21 protein-coding genes are annotated in these 16,265 nt (G+C 67.6%); 5 read left to right on the plus strand and 16 right to left on the minus strand.

Annotation, left to right across the window (positions count from 1 at the left end):
• Positions 1 to 12 precede the first annotated feature (12 nt).
• From hisH to ACAH01_RS00285, 6 genes are all read right to left on the minus strand, one after another.
• Complete coding sequence (hisH, locus tag ACAH01_RS00260) at positions 13 to 714, minus strand: imidazole glycerol phosphate synthase subunit HisH (protein WP_372479857.1); 702 nt, start codon at positions 712 to 714, stop codon at positions 13 to 15.
• A gap of 340 nt (positions 715 to 1,054) precedes the next feature.
• Positions 1,055 to 1,642, minus strand: a complete 588-nt coding sequence (locus ACAH01_RS00265; protein ID WP_372479858.1) for a uracil-DNA glycosylase family protein — start codon at positions 1,640 to 1,642, stop codon at positions 1,055 to 1,057.
• A gap of 120 nt (positions 1,643 to 1,762) precedes the next feature.
• Complete coding sequence (locus ACAH01_RS00270) at positions 1,763 to 2,206, minus strand: DUF3592 domain-containing protein (RefSeq protein ID WP_372479859.1); 444 nt, start codon at positions 2,204 to 2,206, stop codon at positions 1,763 to 1,765.
• A gap of 63 nt (positions 2,207 to 2,269) precedes the next feature.
• Positions 2,270 to 2,419 carry a 50S ribosomal protein L40e gene (locus ACAH01_RS00275; protein WP_015761698.1) on the minus strand — a complete coding sequence of 50 codons (150 nt, stop codon included), beginning with the start codon at positions 2,417 to 2,419 and terminating at the stop codon, positions 2,270 to 2,272.
• A gap of 75 nt (positions 2,420 to 2,494) precedes the next feature.
• Complete coding sequence (locus tag ACAH01_RS00280) at positions 2,495 to 2,866, minus strand: hypothetical protein (RefSeq protein WP_372479860.1); 372 nt, start codon at positions 2,864 to 2,866, stop codon at positions 2,495 to 2,497.
• 78 nt (positions 2,867 to 2,944) lie between these two features.
• Positions 2,945 to 3,505 (minus strand): TATA-box-binding protein, encoded by a 561-nt coding sequence (locus tag ACAH01_RS00285; RefSeq protein WP_015761700.1) that lies wholly within the window; start codon positions 3,503 to 3,505, stop codon positions 2,945 to 2,947.
• 151 nt (positions 3,506 to 3,656) lie between these two features.
• Between ACAH01_RS00285 and ACAH01_RS00290 the strand changes: the two genes are divergently transcribed.
• Positions 3,657 to 4,661, plus strand: a complete 1,005-nt coding sequence (locus ACAH01_RS00290) for a methyltransferase domain-containing protein (protein WP_372480815.1) — start codon at positions 3,657 to 3,659, stop codon at positions 4,659 to 4,661.
• A gap of 73 nt (positions 4,662 to 4,734) precedes the next feature.
• Entirely contained in the window at positions 4,735 to 4,884 is a 150-nt protein-coding gene (locus tag ACAH01_RS00295) for a rubrerythrin-like domain-containing protein (RefSeq protein WP_153554800.1), read from the plus strand.
• A gap of 9 nt (positions 4,885 to 4,893) precedes the next feature.
• Here the strand turns inward: ACAH01_RS00295 and ACAH01_RS00300 are convergent, their stop codons facing one another.
• From ACAH01_RS00300 to ACAH01_RS00325, 6 genes are all read right to left on the minus strand, one after another.
• Positions 4,894 to 5,430, minus strand: coding sequence for a GTP-dependent dephospho-CoA kinase family protein (locus ACAH01_RS00300; RefSeq protein WP_170093138.1), 537 nt, complete (start codon positions 5,428 to 5,430; stop codon positions 4,894 to 4,896).
• 1 nt (position 5,431) lies between these two features.
• Positions 5,432 to 5,629, minus strand: coding sequence for a transcription elongation factor subunit Spt4 (spt4, locus tag ACAH01_RS00305; protein WP_206039116.1), 198 nt, complete (start codon positions 5,627 to 5,629; stop codon positions 5,432 to 5,434).
• The gene (locus ACAH01_RS00310; protein ID WP_153554802.1) at positions 5,629 to 6,207 is read right to left on the minus strand and encodes a DNA-directed RNA polymerase; all 579 of its coding nucleotides are present in this window, start codon (positions 6,205 to 6,207) and stop codon (positions 5,629 to 5,631) included. Before ACAH01_RS00310 ends, spt4 begins: the two co-directional genes overlap by 1 nt.
• Position 6,208: 1 nt before the next feature.
• Positions 6,209 to 6,586 (minus strand): DUF188 domain-containing protein, encoded by a 378-nt coding sequence (locus ACAH01_RS00315; protein ID WP_153554803.1) that lies wholly within the window; start codon positions 6,584 to 6,586, stop codon positions 6,209 to 6,211.
• Entirely contained in the window at positions 6,583 to 7,815 is a 1,233-nt protein-coding gene (locus ACAH01_RS00320; protein ID WP_153554804.1) for a translation initiation factor IF-2 subunit gamma, read from the minus strand. Before ACAH01_RS00320 ends, ACAH01_RS00315 begins: the two co-directional genes overlap by 4 nt.
• Positions 7,816 to 7,925: 110 nt before the next feature.
• Positions 7,926 to 8,339 (minus strand): response regulator, encoded by a 414-nt coding sequence (locus ACAH01_RS00325; RefSeq protein WP_153554805.1) that lies wholly within the window; start codon positions 8,337 to 8,339, stop codon positions 7,926 to 7,928.
• Positions 8,340 to 8,433: 94 nt separating this feature from the next.
• On the opposite strand from ACAH01_RS00325, the gene ACAH01_RS00330 reads away from it, so the two are divergent.
• On the plus strand, positions 8,434 to 9,381 hold the full coding sequence (locus tag ACAH01_RS00330; protein WP_372479861.1) for a DUF5787 family protein: 948 nt from the start codon (positions 8,434 to 8,436) through the stop codon (positions 9,379 to 9,381).
• Between the two features lie 15 nt (positions 9,382 to 9,396).
• Here ACAH01_RS00330 and ACAH01_RS00335 read toward each other — a convergent pair whose 3' ends face one another.
• Genes ACAH01_RS00335 through ACAH01_RS00345 form a run of 3 tightly spaced genes read right to left on the minus strand, consistent with a single transcriptional unit; the run spans position 9,397 to position 12,839 of the window.
• A complete protein-coding gene (locus tag ACAH01_RS00335; protein WP_372479862.1) occupies positions 9,397 to 10,599 on the minus strand; it encodes a DUF418 domain-containing protein in 1,203 nt (400 codons plus the stop codon).
• The gene (locus ACAH01_RS00340; protein ID WP_372479863.1) at positions 10,596 to 11,432 is read right to left on the minus strand and encodes an MBL fold metallo-hydrolase; all 837 of its coding nucleotides are present in this window, start codon (positions 11,430 to 11,432) and stop codon (positions 10,596 to 10,598) included. The genes ACAH01_RS00335 and ACAH01_RS00340 overlap by 4 nt, the downstream gene beginning before the upstream one ends.
• 39 nt (positions 11,433 to 11,471) lie before the next feature.
• Complete coding sequence (locus ACAH01_RS00345; RefSeq protein WP_170093133.1) at positions 11,472 to 12,839, minus strand: ATP-binding protein; 1,368 nt, start codon at positions 12,837 to 12,839, stop codon at positions 11,472 to 11,474.
• Between the two features lie 136 nt (positions 12,840 to 12,975).
• On the opposite strand from ACAH01_RS00345, the gene ACAH01_RS00350 reads away from it, so the two are divergent.
• Positions 12,976 to 14,115, plus strand: coding sequence for a thiolase family protein (locus ACAH01_RS00350; protein WP_170093132.1), 1,140 nt, complete (start codon positions 12,976 to 12,978; stop codon positions 14,113 to 14,115).
• A 361-nt stretch (positions 14,116 to 14,476) separates the two neighbouring features.
• Positions 14,477 to 14,941 (plus strand): PaaI family thioesterase, encoded by a 465-nt coding sequence (locus ACAH01_RS00355; protein WP_372479864.1) that lies wholly within the window; start codon positions 14,477 to 14,479, stop codon positions 14,939 to 14,941.
• A 57-nt stretch (positions 14,942 to 14,998) separates the two neighbouring features.
• On the opposite strand, the gene ACAH01_RS00360 is transcribed toward ACAH01_RS00355, so the two are convergent.
• A complete protein-coding gene (locus ACAH01_RS00360) occupies positions 14,999 to 16,249 on the minus strand; it encodes an ArsR/SmtB family transcription factor (RefSeq protein ID WP_372479865.1) in 1,251 nt (416 codons plus the stop codon).
• Positions 16,250 to 16,265: the final 16 nt, after the last annotated feature.

Below are 16,265 nucleotides of genomic sequence, written 5' to 3' on the forward strand. Positions count from 1 at the left end.
GACGCGGCGACGCTACTCTGCGCAGATGTCCACGTAGTTGCGCAAGATCCGGAGTCCCGTCTCTCCCGACTTTTCGGGGTGGAACTGGGTGCCAAAGACGTTACCGGCCTCGTTGGCGACGATGCTGGCGAAGTCGGTCCCGTAGTCGGTCGTCGCGACGACGGCGTCGTCGTCGTCCGGTTCGGCGTAGTACGAGTGTACGAAGTATGCGTACTCGCCGTCGACGGACCCGCCCCTCGCGGGTCCGTCTGCCTGTGGCATCTCCGATTCCACACTGTCGACGCCCTCGACGAGCGGGTGATCGCGCTGGACGTTGAGCTCGTTCCAGCCCATATGCGGGACGGTCTGGTCGGTCCGAAAGCGGACGTTCTTTCCCGGCACCAGATCGAGCCCCTCGGCGTCGCCCTGGCCCTCGTGGTCGGCCTCTTCGCTCGTCGTCAGGAGCATCTGCATCCCGAGACAGATGCCAAAGAGCGGCGTCCCGGCCTCGGCCTCCTCGACCAGTGCCTCGCGGAACGGACCGGCGTTGTCCATCCCTTCGCTGAACGCGCCGACGCCCGGCAGAACGATACCGTCGGCCGCGGCGAACTCGGCGGGGTCCGCCGAGAGAGTCACGTCCGCACCGGCCCGTTCGAGCCCGCGGGTGACACTCCGGAGGTTCCCCAGCCCGTAGTCGACGACGACCACCTCGGCGGCGGTCTGTTTCGTGGCCATACGTAGCCTTCGCGAGACGCTCCTAAGTCGCTTCCTGTTCCGTCGAACCTTGCGCCTCGACTACTCGCGGTTCCGCTCGTCACCGCTCGCATATCGAGGGCCAGTCACAGACGAACAGTCGTACGTGCTCGCCAGTGATCGCCAGCCGCGTCGGCGATCACTGGCAGACGGCTACAACTGTCCGTCTCACTTCGTTCGACGCCGCTGCTCGCGGTTCCGCTCGTCACCGCTCGCATATCGAGGGCCAGCCCTCACTTCGTTCGACACCGCTGCTCGCGGTTCCGCTCGTCACCGCTCGCATATCGAGGGCCAGCCCTCACTTCGTTCGGGCTGCCCCTCGCTAGAAATCACCGAGCCGCCGTTGCCCACTGTCCTCGTCCGTGTAGTCGGCGGCCGTCGCGATGGCGTCGGTGAAGGTGTCTGCCTGACTCCGGTCGTACAGCGTCGCCGCCGGATGGACCGAGACCAGCAGTTCGCGGCGCTGGCCGCCGATCTCGGGGTCGAACACGTCGCCGGCCTCGCTCGTGACGGCCACGTCCCGTTCCAGCAGGTGCTCGGCCGGCACCTTCCCCAGGGTCACGATCAGCTCCGGGTCGACCAGTTCGATCTCGCGTTCGAGATAGGGGCGGCAGTTGGCCAGCTCCGCCTGCCGGGGGTCGCGGTTGTCGGGCGGGCGACAGCGCACGCAGTTGGTGATGCGTACGTCGCCCCGATCGAGTCCCGCCTCGCGCAGGGCGTCGTCCAGTACGTCGCCGCTGCGACCGACGAACGGCTCCCCGTCGGCGTCTTCCTGCGCGCCGGGGGCCTCGCCGACGAACAGGAGGTCTGCCTCCGGCGGTCCGGTCCCGTCGACGATCCGAGACCGGGAGTCGACGAGGTCGCCACAGCGCTCACAGTCGATCACCTGCAGCCCGTCCATCTGCTCCATACTCGGCCCTATGGCGGGACGGACAAAAGCGCTCGTCGTTCATACTGCTGGCTGTACCTTCGTGAAGATCTTCGCCGCCCCGGGGTGGCGAAATCGGTCACAGATGTACAGTCGGTCGTATCAGACGCCAGCCACAGCGAGCGCGGCGGCGGCGATGGCCACGAGGAAGCCGGCCACGACGAGTACGAGCCAGGACTGACCGCCCTCGGGCGGGACGAGGACCGCCCGCTCGGGGTCGTCGGCGTCGTAGTGGACGGTCACCTCGGCGTCCTCGTGGAACTCGCCGAGCAACACGGTGGCGCCGCGGCGCGAGAGCGGGTCGGTGTTGGCCCGCACGTGGTCGTGTCGGTAGGTCACGCCGTCGACCACGTACTCGTAGCTGACCGCGGGCGTGTAGTCCCCACGCCGGGCGCTCGTCTCGGCGTCGAGGTCCGACTCGACGACCGTGCCGGTCGTCGTCGCGTCGTAGGGGTCGCGTCGCGCCCGTCGAAAGTATCGGGCCAGTCCGTAGCCAGCGACGGCCAAGCCAGTCGTAAAGGCCGCCAGCAACGGGAGCGAGACCATACGATCGTCTCAACCGGGACGGTCGTATGACTACCGGTCGGTGAACGCGGAGAGAAGAGCCGATCAGGCCGAGCGGGGTTCGCTGGCCTTCGGTCGGAGCTTCTTGTAGCCACACTTGCGGCACTTCTCTGTTCGGGCCGGGTTGCGAGCGTTACACCGCATGCAGATCTGCTTGTTGAGGAGTCGCTCGGACGCTTCTTCGAACTTAGCCATACGCGTCCATTCCCGTCGGCGCGGTTAAGCGTTTCCGAATCGGCTCGCTTTCGGTCTCGACGACGGCCGCGCGTATCAGACCAGCCCGAAGATGTTGTTGAACGCGAACCCGAGCACTCCGGCGAAGGCAAAGTGGAGAGCAACGAGGGGCATGGCAGAGCGCCACTTGAGGCGGTAGACGTAGCTGATCGAGAACAGATCGGTCGCGAGCGTGGCGGCGACGGTCACCAGGACGAGCAGGCCCGTGCCGGTGTACTGCTGGAGGAGCAGGGAGACGACTGCCGGTGCGATCGCCGCGTAGGCGGCCCGCTGGCTCGGGACGTCGCCGATGAAGAACACGGCCGCCAGGTGGAGGGTCACGCCGTAGAACAGCCAGGTCACGAGCAGCGTCACGGCGATCGCTACCAGCCCGCCGCCAGCGATACCCGTCTGCAGGAGGCCGAACATAGCCGACGGTACGGCTGGCCCGCTAAAGGATGCATCGAAGGCGTGCCGGCCAGAGAGAAGACGAGAGGCGTCGTCGCGCTATTCCAGCAGGCCGAGGTCTTCGAGTCGGGAGACGATCTTGTCGACGGCCTCCTTGGCGTCGTCGGGCTCTTTCCCACCCGTGATGACGAGTTTCCCCGAACCGAAGAGCAGGGCGACCACGTCGGGATCGTCGAGCCGATAGACGAGGCCGGGGAACTGCTCGGGCTCGTACTCGATGTTCTCCAGCCCCAGCCCGATCGCGATCGCGTTGAGGTTCAGCGTCCGACCGAGGTCGGCCGACGTGACGATGTTCTGGACGACGATCTCCGGGTCGTCGTCGACCTGGATGTTCAGATCGCGGAGCTTGTCGAAGACGATGCGCAGACTCTGGTGGACGTCGTCGGTGCTTTTCGCACCGGTACAGACGATCTTCCCCGATCGGAAGATCAGCGCTGCCGACTTGGGGTCCTGGGTCCGATAGACCAGCCCCGGGAACTGCTCGGGATCGTAGTCCGCCCCTTCCAGGTCCATCGCCACGCTCTGGAGGTCGAGTTCTTGCCCAATGCCAGTCGAGGCGACGACGTTTTCGATATTGATGGTTTCCTTGGGGTCAACCATGTCTCGACTTAAAACACGTATTTAAGACTTATAAAGGTTGATGGCATGGACTGACAGATCCCACACTGGAGCGAGCACACGACCGTCTCGCCGTCGCTTCGAGAGCGAACGGATCGGCACCCTGAAACCCCACTGGCACCCACCGTCGGGCGTGTACGTCCTCGAACTCGCCGGCCAGGACGATCGCTTCGCAGCCAGGGAAGCGGCCAGCGCGGCGACCGACGTGAGCCTCCGCGCGCCCGGACTGGCGACCGCGCGCGGGATCACCGACCGCGTGCGCACCCTGGCGTTCACCCGGCGAGCCAGCGAACTGCTCGCCACCTGCGAGCCGACCGTCGACAGCGCCAGCGTGACCCTCGACGCCGCGAACGTCGACCGCACCGGCAGCGTCGCCGTCCGCGCGGTCGACGTGCGATCGACGACCGGGATCGACACCGAGCGCGCCGAGCGCGAGCTCGGCCAACGACTGGTCGAACGGGGCTTTACCGTCGACCTCGACGATCCGGACCACGAGCTCCGGGCGCTCTTCTCGGCGGGCCACCAGCAGGCCACCGACGCCAGCGAAGTCGCCGCCGACGCCGACGGCGTCTGTGCGCTCGCGTGGCTGGAGAGCGCCTCCGTCCGGGACTACGGCGAGCGCGCGCCGATGGATCGCCCCTTCACCCAGCCCGGCAGTATGGACCCGATGGAGGCCCGTGCGATCGTCAACATCGCCGGTGCGCGGGCGGGCCGGCGCGTCGTCGACCCGATGTGTGGCACCGGCGGCATCCTCATCGAGGCCGGCCTGACGGGTGCCGACGTGGTCGGGACCGACGCACAGGAGAAGATGGTTCGGGGAGCGCGCGAGAACCTCGACGCCTTCCTCGACGACTTCGCCGTCGCCCGTGCCGACGCCACCGCCCTCCCGCTCCGGGACGACGCCGCCGACGCCGTCGTCTTCGACGCCCCCTACGGCCGCCAGTCTAAGATCGAGGGCGAACTGGACGCCGTCGTTTCGGGTGCGCTCACGGAGGCCAAGCGGATCGCCCCGCGGGCCGTGCTGGTCGCGGACCGCTCGTGGGAAGACGCCGCCGAGGCGGCCGGCTGGACCGTCGAGGACCGCTTCGAGCGTCGAGTGCATCGCTCACTGGTTCGGCATATTCACGTGCTGGTCTGATTCGGTCCGGCGGCCGAAAATAGTGAGGCGACCGTCAGATCCTTCTGCGTTCGCGTGTTACAGACTAGCACACATGCCACTCTGGTCGACACCACACGACGACGGCGACCACGTCTACGAGTGTCGCCGCTGTGATCGACGCGTCCAGACGGAACACGCACCCCAGGAGTGCGAGGCGTGTGGCGGGGCGATGCGGGCCGTCCACGCGGCGAACGCAGAGTAGCGACGGCGGTCAGGACAGCGCCGCGAGCAGTTCGTCGGCGGGCCCGTCCATCCGTCCGATGAGGTCCCGGCAGCGCTCGCGAGCGGCCGCGTCGGCGGTCACCAGCACCATCCCCTCGTCTGGCTGGCCGTAGACGACGCTCGCGCCTTCCGGGACCGCGAGCACGGCCGGCAGCGCCGCCAGGTCCTCCTCGCCGTCGACCCGGATCAGCGTCGTCCCGTCCTCGCCGAGCCCCCTGCTGAGCGCGCCGATCAGGGAGCCGGTGATCGTCCCCGCCGGGTTGTCGACGGTCCGGCAGTGGTCGAATCCGCCGACGGCGTCTCGAACTTCCGGATCGACCGCGGCGCGCTTGGTGCGATCGTCGACGAACGCGACCGCTGGCGTGTAGCCGGCCTCCAGCAGGTGGTAGGTGACGATGTCGCCGACGGCGACGATCGGCTCGGCGGCGGCCGTCAGCAGTTCGTCGGCGTCGGTGTAGATCGGACCCAGCGGCTCTTTGAGTTCGTGGCGCAGCGACGACGGGAGGTCGAGGCGGAGCGAAGACACGTTAGCGGACTTTCAGTGCGTACTGGCCGGGCTCGGTCACTTCCATCTCCGCGGCGATCTCAGAGGTCTCGGGGTGGGCGATGACGACGTAGCCGGCCCAGTCTTCGGTCAGCGACGTCGAGCCACAGATCTCGCAGGACTCTTCGGCTTCCGAGGGCTGGACGCGGTGACAGTCACGACAGACGAGGCGATCAGCCATCAGCTATCACCGGCTTCCGCCTCGGCGGCGCGTTTCTCCCGTTCCTCCTGGAGCCAGCCGTGCTTGCCCAGACCGACCTGCTTGGCCGTGAGGCCGATCTTGGAGTCGCGGGGGTTGCGCTCGTCGATGCTCTTGGTCACGATGCGTGCGCGGACGGCGTCGCCGGTCCCCAGGGTCCGGTTGGACTCCCGGGAGGCGAGTGCCTGTCCCTCCTCGTCGTAGGCCAGATACTCGTCGCTGATCTGGGAGACGTGGAGCAGGCCGTCGACCGGCCCGATGCCGACGAAGGCACCGAAGTTGACCACTTCGACGACCTCGCCGTCGACGACTTCCTGCATCTGTGGGTCGAAGGTGAGCGCGTCGAACTCGGCCTCGTAGTAGACGCCGGGCTTGTTCGGGAGGACCGCCCCCTCGCCGATGTCCTTGACGTCGATGACGGAGACGACCGAACCCACGTCTTCGTCCATTCGTCCTTCGAGCTTGTCCTGCAGGAGCTTCTTGACCAGATCCGGAGACACGTCTGCGAGGTGCCGCGGGGGCACTTCGACCGTGTCGCGGAGTCGAACCCGTTTGTACATGTTATGGTTGAGTAATGGCGAGTTTGTTCCGGCCCCTTAAACTAATTACTGGAACGCCACGGTCCAGCAACCGTCGTTTGAGGGGTGCGTCGTTCGTCACGGCGTGTGTCACGTCGTCGTCGCCGGCCAGTTCGACCATCGCGTCGTCCGCGTAGTCGGCCGCCGCCTCCCGGACCGAACAGCGGTCCGCGAGATCCCGGCCCACGCTGGCCGCGGTCGCTTCCGCCCCCGCGCCCACCGAGAGTTTGTCGAGTTCGGCGAGGACGGACCGAGGGACGAGACAGTCGGTCTCGTCGAATCCGAGGCGATCGAGTTCCGCGAACAGACGGACGTTGCATTCGACCGGCATCATGAGTGCGTTCGTGTCCAGGAGGATCATTCCCGGAGCGTGCCGACGCCGATGAGCCGCCATCGGGCACCGACACGTCGGTTGATCGCGATCTTCGCGCCGGCCTCGGCACAGACCGGCCGCTTGAGTGCGACTTCGCACTCGCCGCCGCGAGCGCTCGTGACCGAGCCGACCGTCGTCGCGGTCCCGATCGTCAACATGAGCGGTTCGCCGGTCGAGATCGCTTCGACCTCGCCGCCGTCCTCGCCGACGATGCGTTCGAGCAGATCGACGTCCATCTCGAAGCGCTCGTGGGTCGGCGGGAGCGTGCCGGGCGGTCCGGCCACGCGACCGGCCAGCGCGTCACCTTTCGTGATCGACGGATCGAGTCCGGTGCCGACACCCAGCAGTCCGCCGGGGGTGGCGGCGTCGACCGACTCGCCGCCGGCCTGGAGCGATCGCACGTCGGTCGTCACGGGCTGCCACTCGCTCTGGCCGCCTTCCTCGACCTCGCGGCCGGGACGGAGTTCGATCTCGTCGTCGGCTTCGAGTTGGCCGTCGACCAGCGAACCACCGAGGACGCCGCCCTTGAGGTTCTCCCAGGTCGTTCCCGGACGGTTGATGTCGAAGCTCCGTGCGACGAGCATCCGTGCGTCGGCGTCGGGGTCACGCTCCGGCGTCGGGATCTCGCGTTCGATCGCGTCGATGAGCAGGTCGAGGTTCACTTCCTGGCCCGCGCTGATCGGGACGATCGGTGCGTCTTCGGCGACGGTGCCGGAGACGAACTCCTTGATCTGCTCGTAGTTGTCCTGGGCGCGCTCGCGGTCGACCAGGTCGACCTTGTTCTGAGCGATGACGATGTTGTCGATGCCGATGATGTCCAGTGCCATCAGGTGCTCTTCGGTCTGTGCCTGTGGCACGTCCTCGGTCGCGGAGACGACGAGGACGGCACCGTCCATGATGGCGGCACCCGACAGCATCGTCGCCATCAGCGTCTCGTGACCCGGCGCGTCGACGAACGAGACCGTTCGCAACGGTTCGGTGTCGACGTCGTGTTCTTCACAGTGCTCGGCCGCGGTGAACGCGTCGGGTTCGTCGGCATCGGGACAGCGACGGAACGTGGCGTCTGCGTAGCCCAGACGGATAGAGATACCACGTTTCATCTCCTCGGAGTGCTGGTCCGTCCATTCGCCTGAGAGAGCCTGGACCAGCGTCGTCTTTCCGTGGTCGACGTGGCCGACGAGTCCGATGTTCACCTCCGGTTGGTTGTGCGATGTCATCTCGGGAGTAATCTTGGTAGTGGTTCGCCCCCTGCGAGTGATAAACCTACTGTTTCGGCCACACAACGGTCGCTTGGGAGCACGACGCACGATTCGACCGGACGTGGCTGTCAGACGGAGTCGGCGGCCGTGCGCCGACGGATGTGTGTCGCCATCGCCGCGTACTGTTTGGTCGAGAACTGCTTGTGGACGTAGTCGACGTCCGCGTCGCGTGCCTCGATCATCAACTCGGCGTCGCCGTCGCTCGTATAGAGGATGCGAACGGCGTCGGGGAGCCGCTCGCGGACGCGTTCGAGGAAGGTCAGCCCGTCCATCTGTGGCATGTGGTAGTCACTGACCACGCAGTCGAAGCGGTCGTCCAGCGCGTCGAGCCCCTGGCCGACGCTGGTCGCCGTCGCTACGTCGAGGTCGTCGCCGGTCCGTTCGAGATAGGTCCCGACCAGCTCTGCCATCTGTGGCTCGTCGTCGACCACCAGTACGTCGATCGCGCTCGCGTTCCCACCGCCGTCACCCACGGGTGCCATCTCCCCCCATCTATTCTCCGCCACGGTATAAAATACCATGCTGCGTGGAGCGGTCGCCGCGCCGTTTTTGACCGTCGCCGCCCTGGACGACGGTGTGCGCGAGTTTGCTTTCGAGGTCGGGCTCTGTCGGGCGATCGAGCGCGACGGGATCGTGGCCCGCCAGCTCGGGGCGAGCGTCCACGGCCGCCGCGTGCTCGATGTCGTCCAGGTCGAGCCCGGTCCGGCGTTCGAAGAGCGCGTGGCGATCACGCCCGAACGCCTCCCGAGCGCGGCCGTCGAGGCCGACGTGGGGCCGGGCCGGGCCCGCTACTGGAAAGACGCCTTCGACTGCCATCCCGAGCGGGCCGAGCGCGCCCTCGAACTGGCGAGCGAGCGAGGCTTCTTCGAGCGCGAGCGACGCAACGGTCGCACGTACGTCCGCCAGACGACGCGCTATCCCGACTGGTTCGACCGTCTCGTCGCCGTCGAGAACAAGCCCGACCTCGATCGGCCGGGCGACCTTGAGCGCCAGTTGCGAACCGACGTGTCGCTGGCGGCCGTCGACGCGGTCGTCCTCGCGACGGCCTCCCACGTCACCCGCGCCCACCTCAACCGACTGCCAGCGGAAGTCGGCGTCTGGCGGTTCGATCCCGAGACCGGCGACCGCGAGGTGCGCCGCGAGCCCGCCCAGCTCCCGGTCGACGAGCCCGGCGTCGAACTCGTCGCCCAGGAGCCCGGACGGACGGAGATCCGGATCGTCAGCGCCGCCGAGAAGGCGCGACTGCGCCGTCGCATCGCCGAGCGGGCCTACGGGAAGGGATGGCGGTCCTACGACCTGCCGCCGTGTGCGCGCTGTTCGCCCGACGACGACGGCCTGCCCTACTGCGAGTGGAAAGAGCGACCGGTCCACGCCAACAGCGAGTGCGACAGCGACTGTGGCGGGTTCGAGCCCGCCGAGCCCCCCGAGGCCGACGCCGACCGACTGCGGGCCGAGCGGACGCCCTGGGACCCCGAGCCGGAGGGGCGAGCGCGTCGACAGTCGGGACTCGACCGGTTCCTGTGAGACTCCGGCGGTCGCTCACTCGCCGCGCCACACGGGCTGGCGCTCGCCGTAGGTCAGAGTCCGCCAGCACCACTCGACCGGACCGAAGCGGAAGAATCGGAGCCACACGACCGACAGCAGGATCTGGACGACCCAGATCACGACGACCACGCCCAGCAGTTCGACGCGGTCGAGCCGCCCGAACAGCCCCAGCCCGTGGCCGTAGAAGATCGACGTGGCGAGGACCGTCTGGAACAGGTAGTTCGTGAAGGCGGTGCGCCCGACGGCCGCCAGCGTCCGGGTGACGATCCCCGTCGGCCGCCAACGCGTGTACAGCGTCACCGCACCGACGTAGCCACCGGCCACGAGCAGGCTCCCCCAGTGGTTGAACTGCCGCCAGTACATCGCGGCGTCGGCCGACCAGTCGTTGGCCTCGATGTACCAGACGCCGGCCAGCACGATCAGGAGGCCGACGACGCCGACGGCGACGAGCCGGCGGTAAAACTGCGTCGAGCGCTCGCCGGTCAGCACGCCCCAGCGATAGAGGGCCATCCCCAGGAACATCGAGCCGCCGGCACGCCACAGCGTCGACCCGACGAAGCCGGAGGTCTGTCGCCGAAACGCCGTCGGGACGCGGTGGTCCATCTGGGCGAGCCACCCCGAGCGGTAGGTCGCGACCTCCTGCTGGAGAGTCGCCGCCGGGGGCTGCCACTGCTGGGCGATCACGGACGGCCCCTGAGCGATAGCGGCGAACAGCTCGGTGGCGAACGGTGCCAGCAAGAAGAGCACGCCGAGGCGGGCGAGCACCGCCGGCTCGCGGTTGCGAAACGAGACGAGCAAGAGCCCACAGAGGGCGTAGGCGACGAGCACGTCGCCGTACCACAGGAGGTAGGCGTGGCCGAGCCCGGCGAGGAGGAGCCAGCCGATCCGCCGGTAGTACAGCCCCATCGCCGCCTCGCCGTCCCGGCGCTTGCTGTCGGTAAACAGCAGGATGCCCGCGCCGAACAGCGCCGAGAACAGCGTGATGAACTTCGACTTCGCGAAGACGTGGGCGGCCAGCCACGCCCAGTAGTTCGCGCCGGTGAGGTCGCCGTACGTCTGGGGGTTGAGCAACACCGACTCGGGCATCGCGAACACCCAGACGTTGATGAGGAGGATGCCCAGCACCGCCAGCCCGCGGATGGCGTCGAGGCTCACGATCCGGTCCGATGGCGGCGTGGGCGTGGCGGCGTCGCTCATCGCTTCGCCCCCGCGAGGTCGAACCGCTGGCCGTCGACCGCGACGTCGTCGCGAAAGGCCTGTTCGGGCGGAACGAAGTGGGCGGTGTGGACGATCCGATACCGGTCGGCGGCGAGGTCCTCCGCCAGCGCGCGGGCACCGGTCAGGGTCATGTGTTTGGTCCCGAACGTCCGTGGTCGGCCGGCGTCGTCGTAGTGATCGCCGCCGGCCGGGTGGTGCGAGCAGAGGTCGTCGTGGACGATCCCCTCGACGAGCGCGAGATCCGCGCCACGCAACACGTCGCGGGCGTCCTCGTCGATCGCGTAGCTCGTGTCCCCCGAGATCGCGAGGCTCGCGCCGCTGTCGGGATCGTCGACGCGGAGGCCGTACGAGACGAGCGGCGGGTGGACGACCGGCACCAGCGTCACCTCGAAGCCCGCCGCCTCGAAGCGCTGGAAGGGCGTCCGTCCGTGGACGGAGATCCGGTCGAGGTAGTGATAGCGGTCCCGGATCGTCCCGGCGACGCTCGTGCCGGTCTGGGGGTCCGTCTCGTCGGCGGCGTACACCGGCAGCGAGTCGACCAGCCGGTAGACGTTGCCCAGCCCGTCGAGGTGATCGAAGTGGACGTGCGTGACCACCGCCGCGTCCGGCAGCGGGACCGACTCGCGGAGGAACTGCTGGCGGAAGTCGGGACTGAAGTCGATCAGGAGCGATTCGCCGCTCGCACCTTCGACGTGGACGGAAAAGCGAGTCCGTTCGACGCCGCGGTCGCGAGCGCGCTCGCAGGTGGCACAGTCACACCCGACCGTCGGCGTCCCCGTCGTGTCCCCCGTTCCCAGCAGCGTGACCTGCATCGTCTCCGGATGGGTCCCTCGCGGACAAAGGCGTGGCGGTCAGTGGTCGTGATCGTGGTGGTCGTGGCCGCCGTCAGACGCCGCTTCGGAGTCCTCGTCGGTCCCCGAGATGTCGCCGCCAGCGACCAGCGCGTCGTGGTCGCCCTCGATCATGTCCATGTTCTTGAGGTTGTCCCGTTCCTCGAAGTCGGTGACGGCGTCCCGGAGGTCCTGCTGGGTGAGCGTCGTCCGTTCCTCGGTCAGTGCTTCCAGTACCGCCTCGCGGAGGACGAGCCGGAGGTCACTGCCGGTCAGGCCCTCGGTGATCTCGGCCAGCTCGTCGGGCTCGAAGTCGACGATCTCCATCTCCTGGGTGACCACCCGGAGGATGTCCGAGCGCATGTCGCGGTCGGGCTTGGGGAAGTTGACGATTTCGTCGAAGCGCCGCCAGGCCGCGGCGTCGAGCTGGTCGGGGTGGTTGGTCGCGCCGATCAGGAGCACGTCGTCCTGGATGAGGCTGACCTCGTCGATGGACTTCAGCAGCGTGTTGACCGCGCGCTTGATCGCCGCGTGCTCGTCCGAGGAGCGGGTCTTGGCGACGAAGTCGAACTCGTCCATAAAGAGGATACACGGCGAGAGTCGCTTTGCCACCTCGAAGGTCTTCTCGACGTTCTTGGCCGTCTCGCCGAGATACTGGGAGGTGATCATCGACAGCTTCACCTCGACGAAGGGGAGGTCCAGATCCTGTGCGAGCGCGCGGGCGACGCTGGTCTTGCCCGTACCCGGCGGCCCGACAAAGAGGAGTTTCCCGATCTCGCGCAGCCCGATCTGGGCCAGGTAGTCGCGGTGCTCGATGGCCTTGACGATCTTGTGGATCTCGGCCTCCTGATCGGGCGTGAGGACGAGCTGGTCCATCGTCATGTCGACTTCCTCGGGTGCCCGGACCTCGACGAGGTCGAGCATTCCCTCCTCTTCTTCCTCCTCGTCGAAGGCCTCGTCCAGCAAGGCGTCGATCAGCGCCCGGTCGGCGCGGGCGGGGCGGTTCTGCTGGCGCGCGCTCTCGTAGTCGACGCCGTCGACGCGGTCCTCGAAGGCCGCGGCCATGACGGGGTTGCGCTGGAGGCGCTGGGCGTCGGTGCGCTTCTCGTACCACTCCTCGGCCATCTCCCGGTCGGTAAAGGAGATCGCGCCGGAGAACTCGTCGCGGTCGGTAAACATCAGTCCCGAGACGGCCTCCCAGGGTCGTTCGATGCCGGTGGCGGTCGTGGCCGCGCTGCTCGTCGGCGTCAGCGGCCGCTCGATCTCCCCGTCGGTCCAGAACGCGGCCCGGTACCCCGGCGGGAGATCGTCGGGTTCCAGATCACGCTGTTCGGTGTAGATCTTCGTCGTCAGCAAGAACTCGACGATATCTAGCTCCGGATCACTCATTCCCAGCCACGTACGCCGGGCACGGGGATAAGTGAATCGAACCGGGGCGTCCGTGGGAGGAGGTCGCGGGGTAAACGGACGACACCGGCCTCCGAGTTTGTGAGATTTTAACACGGCTGCGCTCTACGGTGGGTGTATGACACGGACACCAGTCGTCGTCGACGCGGTACGGACGCCCCAGGGCAAAGAAGACGGCGTGTACGCCGACACGCGAAGCGAGGACCTCTCGGTCCCGCTGATCAACCAGATGCTCGCGAGCACGGGCGTCGAGTCCGCGCAGGTCGACGACCTCGTGTGGGGCTGTGCCCAGCAGCGCGACGAACAGGGCAACAACCTCGCACGCGTGATCGCGCTGCTCTCGGACCTCGGCGAGTCGGTGCCGGGGACGACGGTCAACCGCTGGTGTGCCTCCTCGGCACAGGCGATCACGACCGCCGCAGACGCCATCGCCGCCGGACAGCGCGAGTGTGTGATCGCCGGAGGCGTCGAGTCGATGTCTCGGGTCAAGATGGGCGAGAACACGCACAACGTCCACCCGAAGCTCGCCGAGCTGTACAACATCGGCGAGCTACAGATGGGGATGACCGCCGAGAAGGTCGCCGACGAGTACGACGTCGCCCGCCAGGAACAGGACGAGTACGCCCTGCGGAGCCAGCAACGCGCCGCCGAGGCAACCGAGTCCGGGCGGTTCGACGACGAGATCGTCCCGATCGAGACCGACGACGGCCCCGTCGACGCCGACGAGGGCATTCGCCCCGACACCACGCTGGAGAAGCTGGGCGAACTCCCGACCGTCTTCAAGTCCGACGGCTCCATCACGCCCGGCAACGCCTCGCAGGTCTCGGACGGCGCTGCTGGCCTCATGATCACTTCGGAGGCCTTCGCCGAGGAACACGGGCTCGACGTGCTGGCGGAAGTCGGCGACCACTCGGTGGCCGGCGTCGACCCGACGGTCATGGGCATCGGTCCCGTTCCGGCCGTCGAGTCGCTGTGTGAGCGGACCGGTCGCGACCCCGAAGAGTACGATCTGGTCGAACTCAACGAGGCCTTCGCCAGCCAGACGCTGTACTGCCAGCGCGAACTGGGCTTCGACGACGACATCTTCAACGTCAACGGCGGGGCCATCGCGATCGGCCACCCGCTGGGGGCCAGCGGCGCACGCCTGCCCGTGACGCTGATCCACGAGATGAACAAACGCGACGCCGAACTCGGGCTGGCGACCGAGTGTGTCGGCTTCGGGCAAGGCCAGGCTATCGAGTTCCACCTACCCCAGTAGCCCCAGCGTCCGGCGAGCGCAGCGAGCCGGTTCGCCGAACCGAGCGCAGCGAGGGTCGGTTTTTTCGCCCAGGTTTTTGCGCAAGTGGTTCCGCAGTGAGTGAAACGAACGAGGAAACCCGCAGCGGAAAAAGATGGTGGTGCAAGGCCAAGCGATCGAGTTCCGCCTGCCCCAGTAACACCAGCGTCCGGCGAGCGAAGCGAGCCGGTTCGCCGAACCGAGCGCAGCGAGGGTCGGTTTTTTCGCCCACGTTTTTCGAGGAGTGGTGCGCGAGCGAAGCGAGCCGGTCCGTGACAGACCACAGAACGCCAGTTTCGGGGCGTTCTCGCAGGTTTATCCGTTCGGCGACGCTGGGAGTGGTATGGAAATCGGAGCGATGTTCGAACAGATCCCGTTCGCCGCGGAGTTGGGTATCGAATTCGACGAGGTGGCGGACGGTCACGCCGAGGGCCGCCTGCCGCTGCGCGAAGAACACTCCTCGAACCCCGGCGGACAGATCGCCCACGGCGGCGTCACGTTCTCGCTGGCCGACACCGTCGGCGGCGCGGCCGTCGTCTCGAAGTCCGAGTCCGTCTCGCCGACGATCGACATGCGAATCGACTACCTCGCGCCAGCGACCGCAGATTTGCGGGCCGTCGCCGACGTGGTCCGGTCGGGAGCGAGCGTGGCGACCGTCGACATCGAGGTGTACGACGCCGACGACCACCACGTGGCCAGCGCCCGCGGCGTCTACAAGACCGGCGGACAGGGCGAGGCGACCCCCTGGACCGACGGCACCGACGTCGAACCCGCCAACGGCGACGGAGGACAGCAGTCCGAGGAGTGACGCATGTCATCCTCCGGGACGGAAGAGAAAAGCTTGCGACGGTGACAGCCAGCAGCGTCAGTTCCAGATGTCCTGTCCGAACGCGTATGACACGGTTCGGTCGCCGACGAGCGCGGCGGTCTCGTTGGTGAACGCCTCGGCGCTACTGTTCGTGCGCTTGATCGTGGTCAGCGGCGACCCCGTGCCGCCGGCCCGTTCGAAGACGAACGCACCGCCAGCGGCCTGCCCGGTCGTGTTCGACGGGAAGTCGGCCCCACCACGGAACGAGCGCTGCTTGCTGGCGACGATCCGTTCGGCCGCTGGCCCGTCGCCCGATTCGACGTAGGCGAACTGCGTCGTGACGTTGGCGTCCCGCGTGAGACCGCCGGCATCGAACGTGGTCGTCTCGAAGCGCACGACCAGGAGGCTGCCGGAGACGTCTCCGACCTCGTCGCGGTGTCGGACGGTGGCACCCCGATCGCGGAGCGTCGCGGAGAGTCGCTCGGTGAGTGGGGCTTCCAGCGCGTCGTTGTCGCCGGTGACGACGAGGTGGACGGTCTGGTTCGGGAGGTCGGGGACACCGGCGTCGGCCGGCGTCGCGGAGATCGACGCCGACGGCGCGTGGTGGAAGTAGTCGTCCGAAACCGCAGGGCTGTACGCCAGGGCGACCGGTGTCGTGCACACGCCGACGAGGAGTATGCACGACGCGAGGAGTGTTCGTCGTTGCATCGTGTTGAGGTCAGAGAGCCGGCGGGGGTCGAACGGGACGGTCCGTTGGCCGTCGGCGGAGACGTACGTCACGATGAGGGTCGTGACGGCCCCCGTCGCCGGAACGAGTATCGTCTTCGGGTTCGAGGCCCCCGACACGGCCGGCTGCTCGATACCGCTGACCAGTTCCGTCGCTGTCTCGAACAGTGCGTACAGGAGCCCGAAGACGAGGAAGCCACCGAGGAATCGTTTGAGCTTCGCGATGAGACTCTGTTTGCGGTCGTCGGTGCCGAGGAACACGACGGCCGGGTTCTCACACGGGCCGTACACTGCCATCTCTTTGCCCCGGGCGGAGTACCGAGTCTCGGTGACCCGGACGAGATCCACCGCTTCGAGCTTCTCGATGTGATACATGACGTTCTGGATCGTCGTGTCCGCTCGCTCTGCGAGTTCCCCAGGGGTGCCCGGCGTGCGGTGGATCTCCGCGAGCACCGTCCGCGTCGTCTGCGAGGAGAGCGCGTCGAAGACCGCGTCGGCTTCCTCGTCGTCGACGTCGAGCAACTGCAGCGATCCGTCCTGTGACGACTCGGTCTCCGAGCGCGAGGAGGGCAACAGCGACATACTGGTCGTCTGAAGC

This window comes from Halomicrobium sp. HM KBTZ05, from assembly GCF_041530035.1.
GTDB lineage: Archaea > Halobacteriota > Halobacteria > Halobacteriales > Haloarculaceae > Halomicrobium.

What these genes read in the sequence shown, in the direction of transcription:
- ACAH01_RS00295 (WP_153554800.1), top strand. Translation starts at nt 4,735, where the DNA reads ATGCCACTCTGGTCGACACCACACGACGACGGCGACCACGTCTACGAG.
- ACAH01_RS00350 (WP_170093132.1), top strand. Translation starts at nt 12,976, where the DNA reads ATGACACGGACACCAGTCGTCGTCGACGCGGTACGGACGCCCCAGGGC.
- ACAH01_RS00275 (WP_015761698.1), bottom strand. Translation starts at nt 2,419, where the DNA reads ATGGCTAAGTTCGAAGAAGCGTCCGAGCGACTCCTCAACAAGCAGATC.
- ACAH01_RS00315 (WP_153554803.1), bottom strand. Translation starts at nt 6,586, where the DNA reads ATGATCCTCCTGGACACGAACGCACTCATGATGCCGGTCGAATGCAAC.
- ACAH01_RS00360 (WP_372479865.1), bottom strand. Translation starts at nt 16,249, where the DNA reads ATGTCGCTGTTGCCCTCCTCGCGCTCGGAGACCGAGTCGTCACAGGAC.
- ACAH01_RS00265 (WP_372479858.1), bottom strand. Translation starts at nt 1,642, where the DNA reads ATGGAGCAGATGGACGGGCTGCAGGTGATCGACTGTGAGCGCTGTGGC.
- hisH (WP_372479857.1), bottom strand. Translation starts at nt 714, where the DNA reads ATGGCCACGAAACAGACCGCCGCCGAGGTGGTCGTCGTCGACTACGGG.
- ACAH01_RS00325 (WP_153554805.1), bottom strand. Translation starts at nt 8,339, where the DNA reads ATGGCACCCGTGGGTGACGGCGGTGGGAACGCGAGCGCGATCGACGTA.
- ACAH01_RS00285 (WP_015761700.1), bottom strand. Translation starts at nt 3,505, where the DNA reads ATGGTTGACCCCAAGGAAACCATCAATATCGAAAACGTCGTCGCCTCG.
- ACAH01_RS00310 (WP_153554802.1), bottom strand. Translation starts at nt 6,207, where the DNA reads ATGTACAAACGGGTTCGACTCCGCGACACGGTCGAAGTGCCCCCGCGG.
- ACAH01_RS00280 (WP_372479860.1), bottom strand. Translation starts at nt 2,866, where the DNA reads ATGTTCGGCCTCCTGCAGACGGGTATCGCTGGCGGCGGGCTGGTAGCG.
- ACAH01_RS00345 (WP_170093133.1), bottom strand. Translation starts at nt 12,839, where the DNA reads ATGAGTGATCCGGAGCTAGATATCGTCGAGTTCTTGCTGACGACGAAG.
- ACAH01_RS00355 (WP_372479864.1), top strand. Translation starts at nt 14,477, where the DNA reads ATGGAAATCGGAGCGATGTTCGAACAGATCCCGTTCGCCGCGGAGTTG.
- spt4 (WP_206039116.1), bottom strand. Translation starts at nt 5,629, where the DNA reads ATGGCTGATCGCCTCGTCTGTCGTGACTGTCACCGCGTCCAGCCCTCG.
- ACAH01_RS00320 (WP_153554804.1), bottom strand. Translation starts at nt 7,815, where the DNA reads ATGACATCGCACAACCAACCGGAGGTGAACATCGGACTCGTCGGCCAC.
- ACAH01_RS00340 (WP_372479863.1), bottom strand. Translation starts at nt 11,432, where the DNA reads ATGCAGGTCACGCTGCTGGGAACGGGGGACACGACGGGGACGCCGACG.
- ACAH01_RS00335 (WP_372479862.1), bottom strand. Translation starts at nt 10,599, where the DNA reads ATGAGCGACGCCGCCACGCCCACGCCGCCATCGGACCGGATCGTGAGC.
- ACAH01_RS00270 (WP_372479859.1), bottom strand. Translation starts at nt 2,206, where the DNA reads ATGGTCTCGCTCCCGTTGCTGGCGGCCTTTACGACTGGCTTGGCCGTC.